The organism is Pyxidicoccus xibeiensis (assembly GCF_024198175.1).
GTDB lineage: Bacteria > Myxococcota > Myxococcia > Myxococcales > Myxococcaceae > Myxococcus > Myxococcus xibeiensis.
Map to the genome: position 1 here is coordinate 42,939 of NZ_JAJVKV010000020.1, position 18,417 is coordinate 61,355.

The following is an 18,417-nucleotide window of genomic DNA, read 5'->3' on the forward strand; positions in this document are numbered from 1 at the left end:
ACATGAAGGCCCCACTCGCCATGAAACGACTGCTCAGCCTCTTCGTCGTCCTGGCGCCGCTCGCGGTGCCCGCCCAGCAGGACGTGGGCGGCTACAACCGCGCGCTGGCCGCCTTCAACGCGGGCGACTTCGACACCGCCGCGCCGCTCTTCTTCCAGCTCTCCGAGGGCGCCTCCGACGCCGACGTGAAGGGCAAGTCGGAATACTTCCTCGCCCAGTCGCTCGCCAAGAAGGGGCTGCCCGTCTCCGCTTTCATCTCCTACGCGGCCATCGTCAACGCCGGGCCCTCGCACCCCTCGTACCTCAAGGCGGTGGAGGGCTTGGTGGACATGCAGCAGCAGCTGGACGAGCAGAACCTCATCCCCAGCATCCTCAACCAGGCCTACACGGACGAGGTGCGCGACAGGTGGGTGACGCTGCCCAAGGAGGTGCTGGCCCGCATCAACTACCTCGTGGGCACGGTGAGCCAGCGCCGCGGCCGCTTCGAGGAGGCGCGCCTGCTGCTGGAGGCCGTCCCCAGGGACAGCCGCGTCTACGCCAAGGCCCGTTATCTCCTGGGCGTGGTGCTCTCCGACCCGCGCTTCCCCGGCCGTCCCGGTGAGGGCGAGACGCTGGACAAGGAGGCCCTGGCCGCCTTCAACGAGGTGCTGGCCGCGAAGGACCCGCAGGTGGAGCTCAAGCCCACCCAGCACCTGGCGCTGCTCAGCCTGGGCCGCCTGCACTACCGCCGCGGCGAGCACGCCGAGTCCACCGCCGCCTACGAGCGGGTGCCGCGCCACGCGCGCTACTGGGACCAGGCCCTCTTCGAGAACGGCTTCGCCCGCTTCCAGAACGAGGACTTCGGCGGCGCGCTCGGCAGCCTCCAGGCGCTCCACGCGCCCCAGTTCGAGGGCGCCTTCCAGCCCGAGTCGTGGATCCTCAAGGCGACCGTCTATTACTACTCGTGCCTCTACGACGAGGTGAAGACGACGCTTGCGGCCTTCGACGAGCTCTACGGCCCCATGGCCAAGGGCCTGGAGCCCTTCACCGCCGACGACACCCAGCTGGTGCAGGCCTACAACCTGGTGGCCGCGGAGAACCGCCGGCTGCCGCGCCCGGTGTACCTGTGGCTGCGCAACAACGAGCGCATCCGCGAGGTGATGCGGATGCTGGACCAGGTGGACAAGGAGAAGCGCGAGCTGAGCAGCGGCGGCTGGCGCGGCTCGCCCATGGCGGCCCAGACCATGGGTTCACTGGAGGACGTTCGCGGCACGCTGATGCAGGTGGGCGGCACGCTGGCCAAGAGCCGCATCCGCGAGGCGGCGGACAACCTGCGCACCTTCTCCGACCAGGCGGAGATCATCCGCGTGCAGACGGCGCTGGACGAGAAGGACCTGCTGCAGGCCGGCGTGGACCAGAAGGCGCTCTTGACGCGCCAGTCGCTCTACCGGCCGAAGATGCCGGGGGCCAACTACAACTACTGGAAGTTCCAGGGCGAATTCTGGATCGACGAGATCGGCTACTATCAATACACGCTCAAGCGTGGCTGCCCCGCGAAGGCACCTGAACAACAGCAACAGTGAGTCCATGGGCTCACGTTGCCCAAGGCCGTACCCTCGAGGGGGCCGCTTCCGCGCACACGCTGCGCCGGGGCTGCCCCCTCTGTCGTTGTCAGCCGGAAGAAGTCCTGGCCTGACAAGTGGTTACGGGTCGCAAGAGTCATTCCAGGGCACTTCTCATTCCCAGGGTGGACATCTACTTTCCGTCGTCCCTCGTCGCTGGGCGCATGGCCGCCCAGGTGCCGGGTCGGCTTCACGGCAGGAGCTCGCATGAAGGTGGTACTTCGTTTCGGTGCGCTGGCGGTGGGCGTGGCGCTCGCTGCTGGCGGGGTGGGAGAGGCGGCGGAACCGCCGGCCCGCAAGGCGGTGAAGAAGCCCGCCTCGGCGTCGGCGTCGAAGACCCCTGGTGCGTCGGAGAAGGGCAAGGCCTCCGACAAGAAGGGCGCGACGGCGAAGCAGGCCGACGAGAAGGCACCTCCGCCGGGCGTGGCCCCGGAGGACGTGCGTCGCGGCCCCGCGCGTGTGAAGCCCGCCACCGCCAGGTTCGCGGACATCCCGCGCATCGCGGACTCGAAGAAGGACGCGCTCGCGGACAAGAAGCGCGACGAGGCCATCGAGGCCTTCAAGCGCCTCATCCCCAAGCTGCAGGACGGCAACGCCCAGAAGGCGGAGATGCTCTACCGCCTGTCGGAGCTGTACTGGGAGAAGTCCAAGTACCTCTACCGGCTGGAGATGGACCGCTTCCTCGCGGCGGAGAAGCAGTACGACGCCGCGGTGGCGCGTGGCGAGAAGCTCGAGGCGCCCAAGCAGGACCACCGCGACAGCGAGCGGTACCGCGCCGAGACGATGACCATCTACGAGGACATCCTCCGCGCGTACCCGCAGTACCCGCAGCGCGACGAGGTCCTCTTCTCCATGGGGTACAACCTCTACGAGCTGGGGCGCCGCGACGACGCCGTGGCCCGCTACGAGGAGCTGATCCGCGACTTCCCGAAGTCCCAGTTCGTGCCGGACGCGTACATCCAGCTCGGCAACCACTACTTCGAGAACAACAAGCTCGTCCCCGCCAAGCAGAACTACGAGAAGGCGCGCGACTCCGGCGTGCCCAAGATCTACGCGTACGCCGTCTACAAGCTGTCCTGGTGCGACTACAACACCGGTGACTACGAAGAGGGCCTGAAGAAGCTCCACGAGGTGGTGGACTACTCCGCGAAGAAGGAGGAGCTGGGCGACCTGCGCACCGAGGCGCTCAACGACCTCACCGTCTTCTACGTCCAGCTGGACCAGCCGAAGCAGGCCATCGCGTACTTCAAGGAGAAGGCCCCCGCGAAGCGCCAGGGCCGGCTCATCGCGAAGACGGCCGCGGGCCTGGTGGACGCGGGCCACTTCGACAGCGCCATCCTCACGTACCGCACGCTCGTGGATGACGAGCCCATGGGCGCCAGCGCCCCCGAGTACCAGCAGGCCATCGTCCGCGCCTATGAGGGCCTGCGCCAGCGCCAGCAGGTCCGCAAGGAGATGAAGCGGATGGTGGACCTGTACAGCCCGGGTGGCGAGTGGTGGAAGGCCAACGAGGGCAAGGTCACCGTCCTGCGCAACGCCTTCAACGTCACGGAAGAGGCGATGCGCGTCATGGTGACGGAGTACCACCAGGAGGCGCAGAAGACGCGCCAGGTGGAGACCTACCGGCTCGCGCGCGACATCTACAAGCAGTACGTGGACGCGTTCGCCTCCCACTCCAACCCGGACTTCGTCGCGGACTCGGCCTTCAACCTGCGCTTCTTCTACGCCGAGATCCTCTGGGCGCTGGAGGAGTGGCAGGCCGCCGCCGCCGAGTACGACGCCGTCGTCGCGTTCAAGATTCCGGACCGCGACTCCGCGCGCGAGGTCTCCAACGAGACCTACCGCAAGAGCGCCGCGTACAACGCCATCCTCGCCTACGACAAGCTGGTGAAGATCGAGCGCGGCCAGCTGACGAAGAGCGACCTCAAGGACGGCCAGAAGGTCGACGAGAAGAAGGACAAGGGTGACGTCGCCCGGCAGAAGATCGTCAAGCGCGACGCGAAGGAGCGCGAGGAGGAGCCCCTCACGAAGTTCGAGGACCGGCTCGTCGCCGCGTGCGACACCTACGTGAAGCTGTACCCGGACACGCAGGACGAAATCGACCTGCGCTACCAGGCGGCCGTCATCCTCTACGACCGCAGCCACTTCGTGGACGCGGCCCGGCGCTTCGGGGAGATCATCGAGAAGTTCCCCGAGGAGCGGCGCTCGCGTGACGCGGCCGACCTCACCATGTACGTGCTGGAGAGCCGCGAGGAGTGGTTCGAGCTGAGCACGCTGTCGCGCAAGTTCCTCGCGAACAAGAAGCTGTCCAAGCCCGGCACCGACTTCGCGACCCGCGTGGCCCGCGTGGTGGAGGGCAGCCACTACAAGTGGGTGGACGAGGTCGTCTACAAGAAGGAGAAGAACCCGAAGAAGGCCGCCGAGGAGTTCCTCAAGTTCGTCGCCGAGTTCCCCAAGTCGGAGAACGCGGACCGCGCGCTCACCTACGCCATGGTGATTGCGCAGGAGGCGGGGGAGATCGACCGCGGCCTCGAGGCGGGCGAGCGCTTCCTCAAGGAGTACCCGCGCAGCCCCTTCGAGCTGAAGGCGCGCTACTCGCTGGCCGGGCTCTACGAGAAGGTGGCCGAGTACCGCAAGGCCGCCACCATGGCCGAGTCCTTCATCGCCAACTACGACGCGGCGGTGAAGGCGCAGGAGGCCGAGGCGAAGAGCCGCAAGGCGAAGGCCACGGCGAAGAAGAGCGACACGCCGGGAGCCGAGACGGACGGGGACTCCAAGCGCGCGCAGAAGGCCGCCGAGCGCAAGGCGCTGGTGGACGAGGCGGGCGCCTGGGTGGCGGACGCGCAGTTCAACGCCGGCGTCTGGTGGGAGGGCGCGGGCGAGCCGCAGAAGGCCGTGGCCGCGTACACCGCCTACGTCACGCGCTTCAAGGACCGCAAGGACGTGCCGCAGGTGGCGTACTCCTCCGCCCAGGTCTGGGAGAAGGAGAAGAAGTGGAGCGAGGCGGCCCGGGCCTTTGGCGCCTTCGCGGAGACGTACGGCCGCGACTCGCGCTCCAACGCGCAGCAGGTGTACCTGGCCCGCTACCACGAACTGCTCGCCTACCAGCAGCTGAAGAACGTGCGCGAGCAGGAGCGTGTGCAGGGTGAGCTGGTGCGCGCCTGGAACCGGCTGCCCGAGGCGGCGCGCAAGGACGTGGCGGTGCTCAACGCCTACGGCTACGCGCGGTTCCTCGCGCTGGAGCCGGCGTGGAAGCGCTACACGGACATCAAGTTCTCGCGGGTGAGCACCATCCGCCGCGACCTGGGCGCCAAGCAGCGTGAAATCCAGCGCCTGGAGAAGGAGTACCTCGCGGTGCTGGCCACCGGCTCCGGCGACTGGGGCATCGCGGCCCTCACGCGCATCGGCCTGGCGTACGCGGACTTCGCCCGCAACATCATGGACTCGCCGGACCCGGCCGGGCTCGACGAGGACCAGCTGGCCATGTACCGCGGCGAGCTGGAGAACCTGGCGCTGCCGCTGGAGGACAAGTCCACCGAGGCCCTGGAGAAGGCGCTGGAGAAGGCCTACGAGCTGGGCATCTACAACCAGTGGACGCTGGCCGCGCAGGACCAGGTGAACCGCTACCGCCCGGGCTCGTACGCGCAGGTCCGCCAGGTGGGCTACCGCGACAGCGACTCCATGGCTCGCGCGGACCTGGCCCGCGAGCTGGAGGGCGCATCCGCGGCGTCCGCGGCCCCCGCTCCGGCGGCCCCGGCGCCCGGGGCTCCCGCGCAGAAGCCCGCCGCTCCGGCCGCTCCCGCGGACGCGGCGCAGCAGCCGCCGGCGCCCGCCGCTGACAAGGCGCCCACCGCCTCGCTCGGGGAGGTGCGGCCGTGATGACGCGCAACCGCTTCAACACCCTTCATGCAGGAACAGGGAAGACGCAGATGAACTGGTTCCGTTCGCTCCTCGCGGGCTCGCTGGCCTTCACCGCCGCGTGCGCGTCGGGGCCCCAGCCCAAGCCCTCGGTCATGCCGGAGACCCCGGCGCCCTCGGCACCCACCTCGCAGCAGGCCGCGCCCGAGCAGAAGCCGGTGCCCGTCGCCACGTCGAACGAGGGCGGCGCCAACACGCTGTTCTCCACCGCGCTCCAGGCGTACGAGGCCGGTGACCTGGACGGCGCGCGGCAGGGCTTCGAGAAGGTGGTCGCGAAGTCGCCGCAGAGCCTCAACGCGCAGTTCAACCTGGGCGTCATCGCCGAGCGCCAGGGCCGCATGGACGACGCGCGCGTCGCCTACGAGAAGGTGCTCCTCCTGGACCCGGGCCACGTGCCGTCGGCCGTCAACCTGGCCGTGCTGCACCGTGACGGGGGCCGGGCGGAGGACGCGCTCGCCATCCTCGAGAAGGCGCTCAAGACGCCGGGCCGCGAGCACGACGCGTCGCTGCTCAACAGCCTGTCCATCACGTACCGCGTGGCGGGCAAGCTGAACGAGTCCGAGGCCGCCGCCCGCCGCGTGCTGGTGCGCAACAAGGACAACCCGGGCGCGTACAAGAACCTGGCGCAGGTGGCCTATGCGCGCGAGCAGTACCGGCTGGCGGAGCTGCTCGCCGGCACCGCGCTCAAGCACGCGGACAAGGACCCCTCGCTCTACAACCTGCTCGGCATGGTCTACCTGAAGCTGGAGGACCGCGCCCGCGCGCTCGCCCAGTTCCAGAAGGCGGTGTCGCTCGACGAGAAGTTCGCGCCCGGCTACCTCAACCTCGGTGCCATGGCGCTGAGCTACCGCGACTACCTGGGCGCGGAGCGCTCCTTCACCAAGGTCACCGAGCTGGAGCCCGAGTCGCCCGAGGCGCGCCTGTACCTGGCCTACGCGCTGGACGGCCAGAAGGGGAGAGATCCAAAGAAGGGCGTGGCCGCGGGCGAGGCCTTCGAGAAGGTGCTCGCCAGGCGCGCGGACCTGCCCGAGGCCGTGTGCGGCGCGGGCTGGGCGTATGCCTCGGACCGCTCCGGCTGGGAGAAGGCCATCGCCTTCCTCGACCGCTGCAAGTCATTGCAGACGACCACGGACCAGGACAAGCAGCTCATCACCGCCAAGGTGCAGGGCCTGACCAACATGCTCAAGGCTCCGCCTCCGGCTCCCGCCACCGCGGAGGGCGAGGGCGAGAAGAAGCAGGAGGCCACGGGCGGCGGGGGCAACCTGCTCCAGCAACTGCCACAGGACGAGAGCGCGCCGCCCGCGGAGGGCACCGCTCCCGTCGAGGGCGAGGCCTCCCCTGAAGGCGCGGCGGCACCGTCCGGCGACGCGGCGGCACCCGTCGAGGGCGCGGCGCCCGAGGCTCCCGCGGCGGCTCCGGCGCCTGCTGGCGGTGACTCCGCCCCGGCTCCGGCCCCGGTTCCGGCGGCTGCTGGCAATGCAGCCGGCGCGGCCCCGGCGCCCGCGCAAGTCCCCTAGAGGACAGCAGTTTGTGGCGGTCCGGAGTGGAAGTTTTTTCCACCTTCCGGGCCCCCGCGTGGCAGGCGGCAGGCAAGTTCCTTAGGATTCAGGGACTTGGGGTTGGATCGCGCTGTGCAATGGACCTGCGGGAACCTGTTGGAAGACCCGCTGTCTCACCCGATGAAGCGAATGGGAGGCTCGGAATGAGGCGACTGGCATCGGTGGCGGTGGTGATGGGGCTCTGGGTGGCGCCGACGGCAGCGGTGGCGCAGGAGTCGAAGGACACGGTGAAGGTCATCCAGGAGGAGGACCGCACCGTGTACCGCAAGAAGACGGTGATCGACTTCACCGATGTCGCGGTGGAGGGCGAGCTGACGAAGCCGGAAGGCTCGTACGTGCTCCACCGGAAGAAGACGGACTTCCAGAGCCTCATCAAGGTCCGGGAGAACTTCGATCCGGAGTTGCAGAAGTCAGTCGATGACCTTTAGCAGTTGGGGCGGCGGCGGCGGTCGGTCGTTTTCGGGAGCGGAAGGGAAGAAGGAAGAATCCTCATGGCGGCGGCGAAGAACAACGGCTTGACGCTTCGAATCACCGGGCCTGATGGCTCCACGGTTGAGGCCGTGTCGGAAGCGGAGAGCGTCATTGTGGGGTCGGGCGCCCAAGCGGCGGTGAAGATTCAGGATCCGCGGGTCTCCAATCTCCACGTGATGCTGAAGGTGGACAAGGACGGCTCGGTCACGGCCATCGACCTCGGGAGCGAGGGCGGAACGGAGGTGCGGGGACAGCGGCTGGTCCTCCCCACGGCGCTCAAGCCCGGGGACGTGCTCATGGTGGGTGGCACACGGGTGGAGGTGCTCTTCGGAGCCCCCGAGCCCCTGCGCCACGTGCCCGCGGGCGCGCAGGTGTCGGGACCGGTCTTCCAGAGCTCGGTGACGCAGCGTGCACCTGTCGCGGTGTCCATGCCGGAGGTGGTGACGCCACCGTCCAGCATGGGCCTCCCGATGCGGGCCGCGCCGGCACCGCAGCACCGGATGGAGGTGACGGCCTCCGGCGTCTCGGCGCGGACGGAGCGGCCCGTTCCCCCGGTGGTGCCTCCCATGGCACCTCCGGCGGTGAACCGGGCCAGTCCCCAGGCGCCGCAGGCGCGGAAGGCTCCGGCGCCGGCGGTGGCGGTGAAGCCGTCGGTGCTCCCTCACCTCCAGGAGCCCCTGCCGCCGGAGGCGATGCCCGCCCCCGACGCGAAGGTGCTCCAGGTGGCGATGCTCTGGGGCGACCAGCTGCTGGAGGTCCAGCACTTCAAGGACGGCGTGCCCGTCACCATCGGCGAGGGGAAGAAGAACTTCTTCCACGTCTTCACGCCGTCGGTGGGCACCCGCCACGTGCTGGCGGTGAGCCACGGTGACAAGCTCGAGGTCCGCGCACCCGCGGGCTCCGGGCTCATCGTCACCAACCGCGGCGACGTGCGCTCCAAGGACGCGCTGCGCGCCACCGGGGCGCTCACCGGCACGGGCGAGGACAAGGAGCAGGTGCTCACGCTGGGGCTGCATGACCGGGTGGAGGTGTCGCTCGGCACGGTGGCCTTCGTGGCGCGCTACGTGCGGCCCTCGCCGGCCATCACCGCCACGTCGCTGGGCGAGGCGGACTACACGTTCTTCAAGATCACCAGCATCTGCCTGCTCGCGGGCCTGGCCGTCATCCTGGCCATGGTGCTGACGCCGCGCGCGGAGCGGCCGGAGACGGCGGACATCTTCGAGTCCCAGCAGCGCGTCGCGAAGTTCCTCATCACTCCGGAGAAGAAGCTGGAGGCGAAGAAGCTCCAGCTCACCGGTGTGGAGGAGGGCGCGAAGGCGAAGGACGAGGAGGGCAAGTTCGGCAAGGAGGAGGCGAAGCAGGCGGAAGCGGCTCCCTCCAAGCCCGGCACGCCGGTGGTGGACAAGAGCAAGAAGGAGAAGGACCGCCAGGTGGTGGGCAAGGTGGGCCTGCTGGGCGCGTTCAAGGGCATGAAGGGCGGTGCCTCGGACGTGTTCGGCCCCGGCGGCTTCGGCACGGGCCTCAACAACGCGCTGGGCGGCCTCAAGGGCGGCGCGGCCATGGGTGACGCGCAGGGCGTGGGCGGCCTGGGCTCGCGTGGCACGGGCACCGGCGGTGGCGGCACGGCGCTGGGCATCGGCGGCCTGGGCACTCAGGGCACGGGGCGCGGCGCGGGTGGCTCGGGTGGCATCGACCTGGGGGGCCGCGGCAAGTCCATCACCAAGGTGATTCCCGGCAAGACGACGGTGGTGGGTGGCCTGGACAAGGACGTCATCGCCAAGGTCATCCGGCGGCACCAGGGGGAGATCAAGTACTGCTACGAGTCGGAGCTGAACAAGAACCCGAGCCTGGCCGGCAAGGTGGCGGTGGCCTTCGTCATCGACCCCACGGGCGCGGTGTCCGACGCCAGCGTCTCCGAGTCGACGCTGAGCAACACCAAGGCCGAGCAGTGCATGCTGTCCCGCATCCGTCGCTGGAAGTTCCCGGAGCCCAAGGGCGGCGGCGTGGTGTCGGTGACCTACCCGTGGCTCTTCTCGCCCTCCGGTGGTGGCGGCGAGGGCGCCGAGGGGTAGTCGGTTCGCGCAGGCTGCGTTGTTCTCTAGTGGCGTGGACGAAGCGGTCCACGCCACTTTCGTTTCCGCCCCTGATTGCCGGAATGAGGGGGGCATCATTAACGTCCGGCGTCGCTCCTGGTGGGACCACCGGGGGGCACGTCAGTCGGGAGGACCCGTGAAGAAGTCCATGCTGCTCGCCGCGCTCGCGCTGCTGTCGTCTCCGGCCCTGGCGGCCACGCCCCCGGAGGGGGTGGAGTTCCAGCCGCGCCGCGGCTTCTTCACCGAGACGGACATCGGCGTGTTCTTCACGCTGGGCGGTGAGAACGCCTACTCGAATGCACAGACGTACCTGCAGCTGGGGCTCGGGTATGACCTGACGGAGAAGCTGTCGCTGGGGGCGCACTTCGGCCTGGGCTCGTCCGCGCAGAACTGCTTCGCGGGCTACCTGCCGGGCACGGAGACGTGCGCGCTGTCCGACAACTTCACCATGTCCTTCCTGGACCTCACGGCGGCGTACCACGTGAAGGTGATGGACCGGCTGTACCTGACGCCGAAGCTGGTGGCGGGCTACACTCGGTTGGACCCGGCGCCGGTGGACCCGGACTCGGGAGACCCGGGCCGTGCCGTCAGCGCGCCGAACGCGGGCCTGGGCTTCGGCCTGGAGTACGCCACGGGCATGGACCACTTCTCGGTGGGCGCGGACCTGCTGGCCCGCTACGTCATCGGCCCCAACATCGCGGCCTTCGCCATCTTCCCGAAGGTGAAGTACACGTTCTGACGGCTCAGAGGGGCCGCAGCGAGTCGATGGTGGCGCGGAAGAACTCGCCCTCCGACTCGAAGCGCGGCTCGCCGAAGAACCAGCCCGCGCGCATCCGGGAGGGGACGGTGAGCCCCGCGAAGGTGCGCTCCTCCAGCACCTCGCAGCCGAACGCGTGGAGGCCGAAGGGGTCCTTCGGCCGGGGCGCGCCCCAGCGCTGGAAGCTCACGCGGCGCAGGGCTCCGGCGTCACCCAGCTCCAGCCGGATGTCGAAGGGCTCCTGGTCGATGGTGAAGTGGGCCACGGCCGTGCGCGCGCCTTCCGCGGACCAGGTGACGTGGGGGCCCACCAGCCACGTGGGGACCATGGCGACGGTCTCCGCGGCCAGCCGGCCCCGCGCGGAGCGGGCGATATCCGGACCGTCTCCTGTCGCCACCGGCACCAGCCCCAGCAGCTTCCAGCGCATCTCGCCGCGGCCGTCGGCGTAGAGGTCATGGCCCACGACGGGTAGCCCCTTCATCCGCGCGCGGGCCTTCCACAGGAAGCCCCGGCCGGGAGCGTGGACCTGGGTGGCCTCGAAGGGGAGCCAGCGCCCGCTTATCTTGAGGGTGCCGTGCATGGTGAGCCGGGACGTGCGCCACAGCGGCGTGCCCGGGGCGATGGCGTGGGTGAGCCAGGCTCGCGCGGGCTGCGGGAGCCCCGCGACGAACTCGGGGCGGAAGCTCTCGCGCGGCGGCGTGTCCAGGAGGCGCCGCGCCACGTCGTCCTCGGCGCGGGACAGGGGCAGGGCACGTGGCAGCGGCTCGTCGAGTGCGGTGTTCATGAGGGGCCTTTCGTCAGCGCGCCGGCGTCCTGCTCCACAGCGAGGCGTGGTCGCGCACGTAGTCGGGCAGCGTGCGTGCGGGATGTCCGAGCAGCCGCGCGAGCGTCGGGTCCACCTTCTCCGCCTGTCCGTTGCGCAGCCCCGCGTGGAGCATGGTCTGGACCAGCACCTGCGCGGCAGGCAGTCCCCGCCTCCAGAGATGCGCCATGTAGCCGGGCACGCTCGCGGGCTGGTAGCGCACGTGGCTGCCCAGCCGCTCCGTCAGCGTCTCGGCGACCTCGAGGAAGGTGAGGGACTCCGGGCCGGTGAGGGTGTACGCCTTGCCCGCGTGGGCCTCCGGCGCGGCGAACACGCGGGCCGCGACCTCGGCCACGTCGCGCACGTCGACGAACGCGACGCTCCCCCGGCCCGCCGGAACGTAGATGCGGCGGTCCTCGACGATGTCACGCAGGTAGGCGCCCCCCAGGTTCTGCGCGAAGAAGCCGGGCCGCAGCAGCGTCCATTGCGTGCCTGACTGCGCCAGGTGCCGCTCCACGGCGTGGTGGGGGATGCGCGGGTTGGTGTCGGCGCCCGCCACCGAGAGGAAGACGATGTGCCGGACGCCGCTCGTCACCGCCACGTCCACCAGCCGGTGGAGGGTGGGCTGCACGTCGGAGATGGCCGGAGGGCGCAGGAGGAACAGCGCGTCGCACCCGTCCAGCGCGGGCTGGAAGGTCTCCGGGCTCAGGAAGTCCAGCGCGGCGACCTCGGCTTCCGGGCCGAGCGCCGAGCGGGCTCGCTCCACCGAGTGGTCCGCGGCCCGGGCCGCAATCCCCTGGGTCGCCAGCGCCCGGAGCACCTCGCGCCCCACGGTGCCGAGCGCCCCGGTGACGAGCACCCTGGAAGGAGCAGGGGATGAAGGAGGGCTGGCATCCATGGCGGGTCGTCCTCGAGCTCCGTCAGGGCGAAGGTCATCAGCCCTGACGTACACCCCGCTGCATGCCGCGCGCCGGCCCTGCGTGCACGCCCAGAATTGCGGTGAGCGTCAGGTAGGACACGCGCGCGGGGCCCTCCAGGTGCAGGACCTGCGCGCGCTGTGAGCCCACGCGCAAGGCCTTCGTGTCATGACGCCCCCTGCGCCAGGTGGATGGCGAAGACCGCATGCCGGCCGCGGCTCCGCGCCATCTTCGAGCGGCTGTCGCCCGACCGGAAGGGGTAGGGCCGGGCCGTCCCTATGCGACCGCGAGCCTGTGCACCGGCTCGGGCGCGGTCGCCTCCACGGCCTCGTCCCTCAGCCGGGCCAGGGTGGACAGGCGATTCTCGTCGAGGATGCGCCGCGTGGTGACGCGGTCCGGGTAGCACCGCATGAACATGTTCGTGAAGTGCGTGCCGTAGTGGATGGCCTTCTCCCCGCGAGGCCCCATCAGCGGGCGGATGCACGCGTCGAAGGCGGGCTCGTGGAAGTACGCCACGGAGTACCGCTCCCGCGTGTTCAGCCGGACCTTGTGGGGCGTGGAGAGCAGGTAGCCGCCGGTGAGGAACTGCAGGATGTCGCCGGGGAACACGGTGAGCACCTGCGGCACGGGCTTCACGAAGGTCCACGGCTCCTCGTGCTCGAACATGCCCGCGGAGCTCTCGCCGGGCAGCCAGTTCCGGTTGCGCTTCTCGCCCTCCACGGGGGGCCGGACGAGGAGCCCGCCCACGTCGTCCTGCGCCGCGATGACCAGCAGGCCGTAGTCGGTATGCGCGCCGATGCCCCGCGAGGACGTGGGGGACAGCGCCGGAAACCGGAGGACGCGCATGTGGTGCCAGCCGTCTCGCGTCAGGCGCGTCAGGGCGTCGACCTCCAGGCCCAGTCCCAGCGCAGTCAATCGCAGCAGCCGCTCGCCAATGGAGCCGAGCGCATCGGTGAAGGCCGTCATATCCTGGCGGTAGGCGTCGTCGGGCCAAGGTGCCGGGCCGTGGCAGGGCCACTGTGCGCGCACCCGCGCATCCGTCACCGGGAGGTCCTTGCAGACGGTGAAGATCTCCGAGTAGTCGGCCTCGCCCGCGGTGACCTCCTCGCCCGACGCGATGTAGCCGCTGTAGGTCAGATCACTGACGCAGCGGGACTTGGCCTCCAATGACATACGGAAGAAGCGCCTGCTCGCCTGGAAGGCACGCTCGGTCTGCTGTTCCTGGCTGGGATTCATCGCGACCTGGAAGATGCCATCCCGCCTCCAGGCCTGGACCATCCTGTCTGCCAATTCGAGGTCGGTGGGCACACCGGTGACGCAGTCGGGCAGGGGGAACGTCTGCAGGTCTGTCATTGAGGGGGGCTTTCGAATGCCGTTGGAGGGCCAGGGGTAGCCCTGCAGCGCGGCGCGTCGGACGGGCCTCCGAAGGGGGGATGCGAGACGAGGGGTAATGACTCGCAACGGAGTAGAGCCGCCAGACTGTTAAAAACTTAAAGCCTGTCCAAACCCGCAGTCAACCTGCCCTCCAGGGTGGGCTGGGAAGCGTGCGGTCTGCAATCCCAGTCCTCCAGACGCACGAAGGGCCCGCCCCCAATCCGGGAACGGGCCCTTCTGCTACGGCGGCCTTCGGGACTGAGGACTACTCCCCGGCGGCGCGCTCCTCGCGCTTGCGGTCACGCTCGGCGCGGTAGCGCTCGCCGTGCGCCAGCGCCTTCTTGCGCATGCGGATGGACTTGGGCGTCACCTCGACCAGCTCGTCGTCGGCGATCCACTCCAGCGCCTTCTCCAGCCCCATCTCGCGGGGCGGGACGAGGATGACGTTCTCGTCGCGGCCGGCGGCGCGGATGTTGGTGAGCTTCTTCTCGCGGCAGCAGTTGACGTTCAGCTCGGAGGGGTGGGCGTGCTCGCCGATGATCATGCCCTCGTACACGGTGACGCCGGCCCCCACGAAGAGGTACCCGCGCTCCTGGATGCTGAACAGCGCGTAGGGAACGGTGTCGCCCAGACGGTCGGAGACCATGGCGCCGTTCTGACGCTTCGGGATGTAGCCGAACCACGGCTCGAAGCCGTCGAACTGGCTGCTCATGATGCCCTCGCCACGGGTGATGGTGAGGAACTCCGAGCGGAAGCCGATGAGGCCGCGCGCGGGGATGCGGAACTGGAGGCGGGTGCGGCCCGAGCCCAGGCTCGCCATGTCCTTCATGCGGCCCTTGCGGGGCCCCAGGCGCTCCGTCACCACGCCCACGCTGTTCTCCGGCACGTCGCAGAAGAGCAGCTCCATGGGCTCGTGCAGCACGCCGTCGATGGTCTTGGTGATCGGCTCCGGGTTGGAGGCGGTCAGCTCGTAGCCCTCGCGGCGCATGTTCTCGATGATGACGGCCAGGGCGAGCTCGCCACGGCCCACCACGCGGAAGGCGTCGGGGGTGTCGGTGTCCTCCACGCGGACGGCCACGTTGCGGTAGGCCTCGCGGTAGAGGCGCTCACGCAGGTTGCGGGAGGTGACGAACTTGCCCTCCTTGCCCGCGAGCGGCCCGTCGTTGACCTTGAAGATCATCATCATCGTGGGCTCGTCCACGGTGATGCGGGGCAGGGCCACCGGCTTCTCGGGGTCACCGATGGTGTCGCCGATGGACACCTCCTCGATGCCGGCGATGGAGACGATCTCCCCGGGACCCGCGTCCTGGATCTCCACGCGCTTCAGGCCGGAGAAGCCGTACAGCTTGACGATCTTGCCCGGCTGCACCTTGCCGCCGTCGCGCACGACGGAGACGGGCATGTTGGGCGTGAGCCGGCCTGCCTGCACGCGGCCCACCGCGAGACGGCCCACATAGTCGTCGTAGTCCAGGTTGGCCACGAGCAGCTGCGGGGTCTTCTCGTCCGAGGCGGGCGGAGGCGGGATGTGGCGGATGATGGCGTCGAACAGCGGCTCCAGCGTCTTGCCCGGCACCGCCAGCTCGGTGGAGGCCTGACCGTGGCGCGCCACGGTGTAGAGAACGGGCATCTCCAGCTGCTTGTCGTCCGCGCCCAGGTCGATGTAGAGCGAGTAGACCTGATCGAGGACTTCCGGCGCGCGGGCGTCCTGGCGGTCGATCTTGTTGATGACCAGCACCGTCTTCAGGCCCATGGCCAGCGCCTTGGTGAGCACGAAGCGCGTCTGGGGCAGGGGACCTTCGGCGGCGTCCACCAGCAGCACGACGCCGTCCACGAGGCGCAGACCGCGCTCCACCTCACCACCGAAGTCGGCGTGACCCGGGGTGTCGATGATGTTGATCTGCATGCCCTTGTAGTTGACCGCGGTGTTCTTCGCGAGAATCGTGATTCCCTTCTCGCGCTCGAGGTCGTTCGAGTCCATCACCCGCTCGGCGACGTGCTCGTTGCTACGGAATGTGCCCGCCTGCCGCAGCAGGTGATCGACGAGCGTGGTCTTGCCATGGTCAACGTGAGCGACGATGGCGACGTTACGGATGTTTTCGCGAGGAATCATGCAGACCGAACTGTGATGAAGGTGGGGGAACGCCCGAAACACCCGGGGCTTCCGAACCCCACTGGAACCCGGAAGGCGGGCGCTTATATGCCGCGAGTGCGTCCCCTGCAATGAACGCGGAAGCCCACCAGTCGGGCGGGCACCTCCCACCCCCTGGCGACGAGGCTCCGCGCTCCCCGTCCTTCAACCCCCGGCGAGAGCGATTTCTCCTTTGGCTGGGGGTTGTTACCTGCCTGCCACCTTGCTCGGCGGGCAGGCGCTGATGGCTCACGCGCCTACATCTAATGCCGGGCGGGCGGCACCGTTCGTCCGGACGCCCAGCCGCTCCCGGAGGAAGCGCTCCACCTTCAGCTCCACCAGCCCCGGGGCCTCCAGGGGGGCGGTGTGGGTGCCGTCGGGGATGAGCACCAGCTCGGCGCCCGGAATCCGGTCCGCCATCTTCTGGGAGACCCAGCCGGGGGTGAACCGGTCCTTCTCACCGGCGATGATGAGGGTGGGCACGTCCACGTGGGACAGGTGGTCCCACGCGTTGTGCTCGGCCAGCGACTCCAGCGTCCTCACGAAGACCACGGGGTCCATCTTCGCCAGGTGGTCGAAGTAGGGCCCCAGGTCGTTGCGGGCAATGCGCTCGCGGTTCATCTCCAGCGTTATCGCCAGCTGCACCGTCAGCTCGGTGCGCAGCGCCGCATGGATGATGCGGGCGGACTGCTGGGGGTAGCGCTCCACCACGCGGCGGATGAAGGGAAACAGGCGTTTGAGCGCGGTGGAGTCGTGGAAGGTGTCCAGCGGGTTGCCGTAGCTGCCGCACAGCAGGACGAGCCCGGCGACGCGGCTGGCGTAGCGGCGGTGGAACTCCAGCGCCACCTGGACGCCCATGGAGTGGCCGAAGATGACGCCGCGCTCGAGGCCGGCGGCGTCCATCACCCGCTGCAGGTCGTCACACGTGTAGATCATCCCCACGCGCGAGTGGTCATCCGGGTTGCCGGAGCGGCCGTGGCCCCGGTAGTGCCAGCGCAGCACGCGGTGGCGCCGCGCGAGGTACGGGGACAGGTACTTCCACGCGAAGCCGTCACAGCCCAGGCCGTCGCAGAGGACCATGCCGGGCAGGCCGTCGCCGCTGACCTGGTAGTACAGCTCCGCGCCGTCGGGGACGCGGAGGTAGTCCTGGCGGAAGTAGTGGGCCTCGGGGCTCATGCCTCTCCCATCTCGGCTTCGTCGTCGGGCAGGCCCTTGTCCAGGCCGTAGCGGGCAATCTTCAGGATGAGGTTGGAGCGGCTGATGCCCAGCTCGCGCGCCAGCCGGCTCTTGTTGTAGCGGGTGCGCAACAGGCCCTGCTGGATCATCTCGCGCTCCAGCGCTTCCACAGCCTCGTGCAGCTTGCCGTGGGCGCGCGGGGGGATGAAGGGCCCGCCGCCGGGCACCACCGCGTCGCGGATGCGGCTGGAGATGAGCTCCGCGGGGATGGTCTCCAGGTCGCCCCCGAGCACGAGCAGCCGCTCGATTTCATTCTCCAGCTCGCGGATGTTGCCCGGCCACGCGTAGGCCCCCAGGATGGCCAGCGCCTCCGCGGCCAGCCCCCGCGCGCGCTGCCCGTCGCGGTGGTGCTTGCGCAGGAAGTGGTCGATGAGGACGGGCATGTCGTCCCGGCGCTCGCGCAGGGGCGGCAGCTGCAGCCGGATGACGTTGATGCGGTAGAAGAGGTCCTCGCGGAACTCGCCGCGCTTCACCAGCTCGCTCAGGTCCTTGTGCGTGGCGGCGATGACGCGGACGTTGACCTCGCGCAGCTGCGTACCGCCCACCGGAAGGAACGTTCCTTCCTGCAGGACGCGCAGGAGCTTCACCTGGAGGGCAGGGGACATGTCGCCCACCTCGTCCAGGAAGAAGGTGCCGCCGTCGGCGACCTCGAACAGGCCCTTCTTGTCCCGCAGCGCGCCGGTGAACGAGCCGCGCGTGTGGCCGAAGAGGGCGCTCTCCAGCAGGTTGTCGTTGAAGGCGGAGCAGTTCTGCACCACGAAGGGCTGGTCCTTGCGGGGGCCGTTGTGGTGGATGGCGCGCGCCACCAGCTCCTTGCCGGTGCCGGACTCGCCGTTGATGAGGACGGTGGAGTCGGAGTTCGCCACCTTCTCCATCAGCCGGAACACCTCCATCATCGGCCCGGACCGCCCGATGATCTTCTCGAAGCGGTAGCGGTCGTCCAGGTCCGAGGCCAGCGAGGCCACGGCGCTGTCCTTGCGCGCCAGCTCCACCTCGTAGTTGGAGATCTCCGTCGCCGCGAACTCGAGCAGGTCGGACAGCTTGCTCAGCTCGGCCCCGTCCAGCACCGGCACGCGGTCCTCCGCGCGGTCCAGGTCCGAGCCGGGCGGCGCGAACTGGGCCACCTTCGCCTTGAGCGCCTCCGCATCCCTCGGGCCGAGCGGCTGGCGGGCGAAGCCCTCGACGAAGAGGAAGCCCTCGTACTCGTTGGCGATGTAGAGGGGCGCGCCGACGATGGTGAAGTTCAGGTGGCAGTCGTGGAAGAGCGAGCGGCGCAGCTTCTTGCTGGCCTTGAATTTTTCGTGCAGCACGCGCACCGACTGCCCGCAGCGCCGCAGCCCCTCCTTGGAGGACAGCGACATGCGGCAGAAATCATTCGGCGGTGGAACGATCTCGCCACGCTGCCAGTCGTGCACCACCCCATGCCTGTCCGCGTACGAGAGCTCCACCTGCCACCACTTGCGGATGACATCTCTCAGCATGATGATGGTGTGCAGATTCAGGTGCTTCTCGAAGTCCATCCCCACCTCTGTGCGCCCCCATGCTCGGGGATGGGGACACC

The 18,417-nt window shown here is 69.4% G+C and carries 12 protein-coding genes; 6 read left to right on the forward strand and 6 right to left on the reverse strand.

Going from position 1 to position 18,417, the window contains the following annotated elements; genetic code table 11:
- Nucleotides 1-20: 20 nt before the first annotated feature.
- The 6 genes from LXT23_RS44810 (at nucleotide 21) to cglE (ending at nucleotide 10,381) form a co-directional block, all read left to right on the forward strand.
- Entirely contained in the window at nucleotides 21-1,562 is a 1,542-nt protein-coding gene (locus tag LXT23_RS44810) for a tetratricopeptide repeat protein (RefSeq protein ID WP_253986661.1), read from the forward strand.
- Nucleotides 1,563-1,808: 246 nt separating this feature from the next.
- Nucleotides 1,809-5,480 (forward strand): tetratricopeptide repeat protein, encoded by a 3,672-nt coding sequence (locus LXT23_RS44815; RefSeq protein ID WP_253986662.1) that lies wholly within the window; start codon nucleotides 1,809-1,811, stop codon nucleotides 5,478-5,480.
- On the forward strand, nucleotides 5,480-7,036 hold the full coding sequence (locus LXT23_RS44820; protein ID WP_253986737.1) for a tetratricopeptide repeat protein: 1,557 nt from the start codon (nucleotides 5,480-5,482) through the stop codon (nucleotides 7,034-7,036). Before LXT23_RS44815 ends, LXT23_RS44820 begins: the two co-directional genes overlap by 1 nt.
- A gap of 185 nt (nucleotides 7,037-7,221) precedes the next feature.
- Nucleotides 7,222-7,506, forward strand: coding sequence for a hypothetical protein (locus LXT23_RS44825; protein ID WP_253986663.1), 285 nt, complete (start codon nucleotides 7,222-7,224; stop codon nucleotides 7,504-7,506).
- A 63-nt stretch (nucleotides 7,507-7,569) separates the two neighbouring features.
- A complete protein-coding gene (locus tag LXT23_RS44830) occupies nucleotides 7,570-9,621 on the forward strand; it encodes a TonB family protein (protein WP_253986664.1) in 2,052 nt (683 codons plus the stop codon).
- Nucleotides 9,622-9,778: 157 nt separating this feature from the next.
- Nucleotides 9,779-10,381, forward strand: coding sequence for an adventurous gliding motility protein CglE (gene cglE / locus LXT23_RS44835; protein ID WP_253986665.1), 603 nt, complete (start codon nucleotides 9,779-9,781; stop codon nucleotides 10,379-10,381).
- 4 nt (nucleotides 10,382-10,385) lie between these two features.
- On the opposite strand, the gene LXT23_RS44840 is transcribed toward cglE, so the two are convergent.
- The 6 genes from LXT23_RS44840 to LXT23_RS44865 form a co-directional block, all read right to left on the reverse strand.
- Entirely contained in the window at nucleotides 10,386-11,183 is a 798-nt protein-coding gene (locus tag LXT23_RS44840; RefSeq protein WP_253986666.1) for a DUF6544 family protein, read from the reverse strand.
- A gap of 13 nt (nucleotides 11,184-11,196) precedes the next feature.
- Nucleotides 11,197-12,099: an SDR family oxidoreductase gene (locus LXT23_RS44845; RefSeq protein WP_253986667.1), complete on the reverse strand. Its 903-nt coding sequence runs from the start codon at nucleotides 12,097-12,099 to the stop codon at nucleotides 11,197-11,199.
- Between the two features lie 295 nt (nucleotides 12,100-12,394).
- A complete protein-coding gene (locus LXT23_RS44850) occupies nucleotides 12,395-13,471 on the reverse strand; it encodes an isopenicillin N synthase family dioxygenase (protein ID WP_253986668.1) in 1,077 nt (358 codons plus the stop codon).
- Nucleotides 13,472-13,757: 286 nt separating this feature from the next.
- Complete coding sequence (gene typA, locus LXT23_RS44855) at nucleotides 13,758-15,602, reverse strand: translational GTPase TypA (protein WP_253986669.1); 1,845 nt, start codon at nucleotides 15,600-15,602, stop codon at nucleotides 13,758-13,760.
- A 267-nt stretch (nucleotides 15,603-15,869) separates the two neighbouring features.
- Nucleotides 15,870-16,796 carry an alpha/beta fold hydrolase gene (locus LXT23_RS44860; protein ID WP_253986670.1) on the reverse strand — a complete coding sequence of 309 codons (927 nt, stop codon included), beginning with the start codon at nucleotides 16,794-16,796 and terminating at the stop codon, nucleotides 15,870-15,872.
- Nucleotides 16,793-18,376, reverse strand: a complete 1,584-nt coding sequence (locus LXT23_RS44865) for a sigma 54-interacting transcriptional regulator (protein WP_253986671.1) — start codon at nucleotides 18,374-18,376, stop codon at nucleotides 16,793-16,795. Before LXT23_RS44865 ends, LXT23_RS44860 begins: the two co-directional genes overlap by 4 nt.
- Between the last annotated feature and the right edge of the window lie 41 nt (nucleotides 18,377-18,417).

Bases quoted from the DNA above. Each gene is read 5' to 3' on its own strand.
- typA (WP_253986669.1), bottom strand. From the start codon at position 15,602: ATGATTCCTCGCGAAAACATCCGTAACGTCGCCATCGTCGCTCACGTT.
- LXT23_RS44865 (WP_253986671.1), bottom strand. From the start codon at position 18,376: ATGGACTTCGAGAAGCACCTGAATCTGCACACCATCATCATGCTGAGA.
- LXT23_RS44840 (WP_253986666.1), bottom strand. From the start codon at position 11,183: ATGAACACCGCACTCGACGAGCCGCTGCCACGTGCCCTGCCCCTGTCC.
- LXT23_RS44845 (WP_253986667.1), bottom strand. From the start codon at position 12,099: ATGGATGCCAGCCCTCCTTCATCCCCTGCTCCTTCCAGGGTGCTCGTC.
- LXT23_RS44810 (WP_253986661.1), top strand. From the start codon at position 21: ATGAAACGACTGCTCAGCCTCTTCGTCGTCCTGGCGCCGCTCGCGGTG.
- LXT23_RS44825 (WP_253986663.1), top strand. From the start codon at position 7,222: ATGAGGCGACTGGCATCGGTGGCGGTGGTGATGGGGCTCTGGGTGGCG.
- LXT23_RS44820 (WP_253986737.1), top strand. From the start codon at position 5,480: ATGACGCGCAACCGCTTCAACACCCTTCATGCAGGAACAGGGAAGACG.
- LXT23_RS44815 (WP_253986662.1), top strand. From the start codon at position 1,809: ATGAAGGTGGTACTTCGTTTCGGTGCGCTGGCGGTGGGCGTGGCGCTC.
- LXT23_RS44850 (WP_253986668.1), bottom strand. From the start codon at position 13,471: ATGACAGACCTGCAGACGTTCCCCCTGCCCGACTGCGTCACCGGTGTG.
- LXT23_RS44830 (WP_253986664.1), top strand. From the start codon at position 7,570: ATGGCGGCGGCGAAGAACAACGGCTTGACGCTTCGAATCACCGGGCCT.
- LXT23_RS44860 (WP_253986670.1), bottom strand. From the start codon at position 16,796: ATGAGCCCCGAGGCCCACTACTTCCGCCAGGACTACCTCCGCGTCCCC.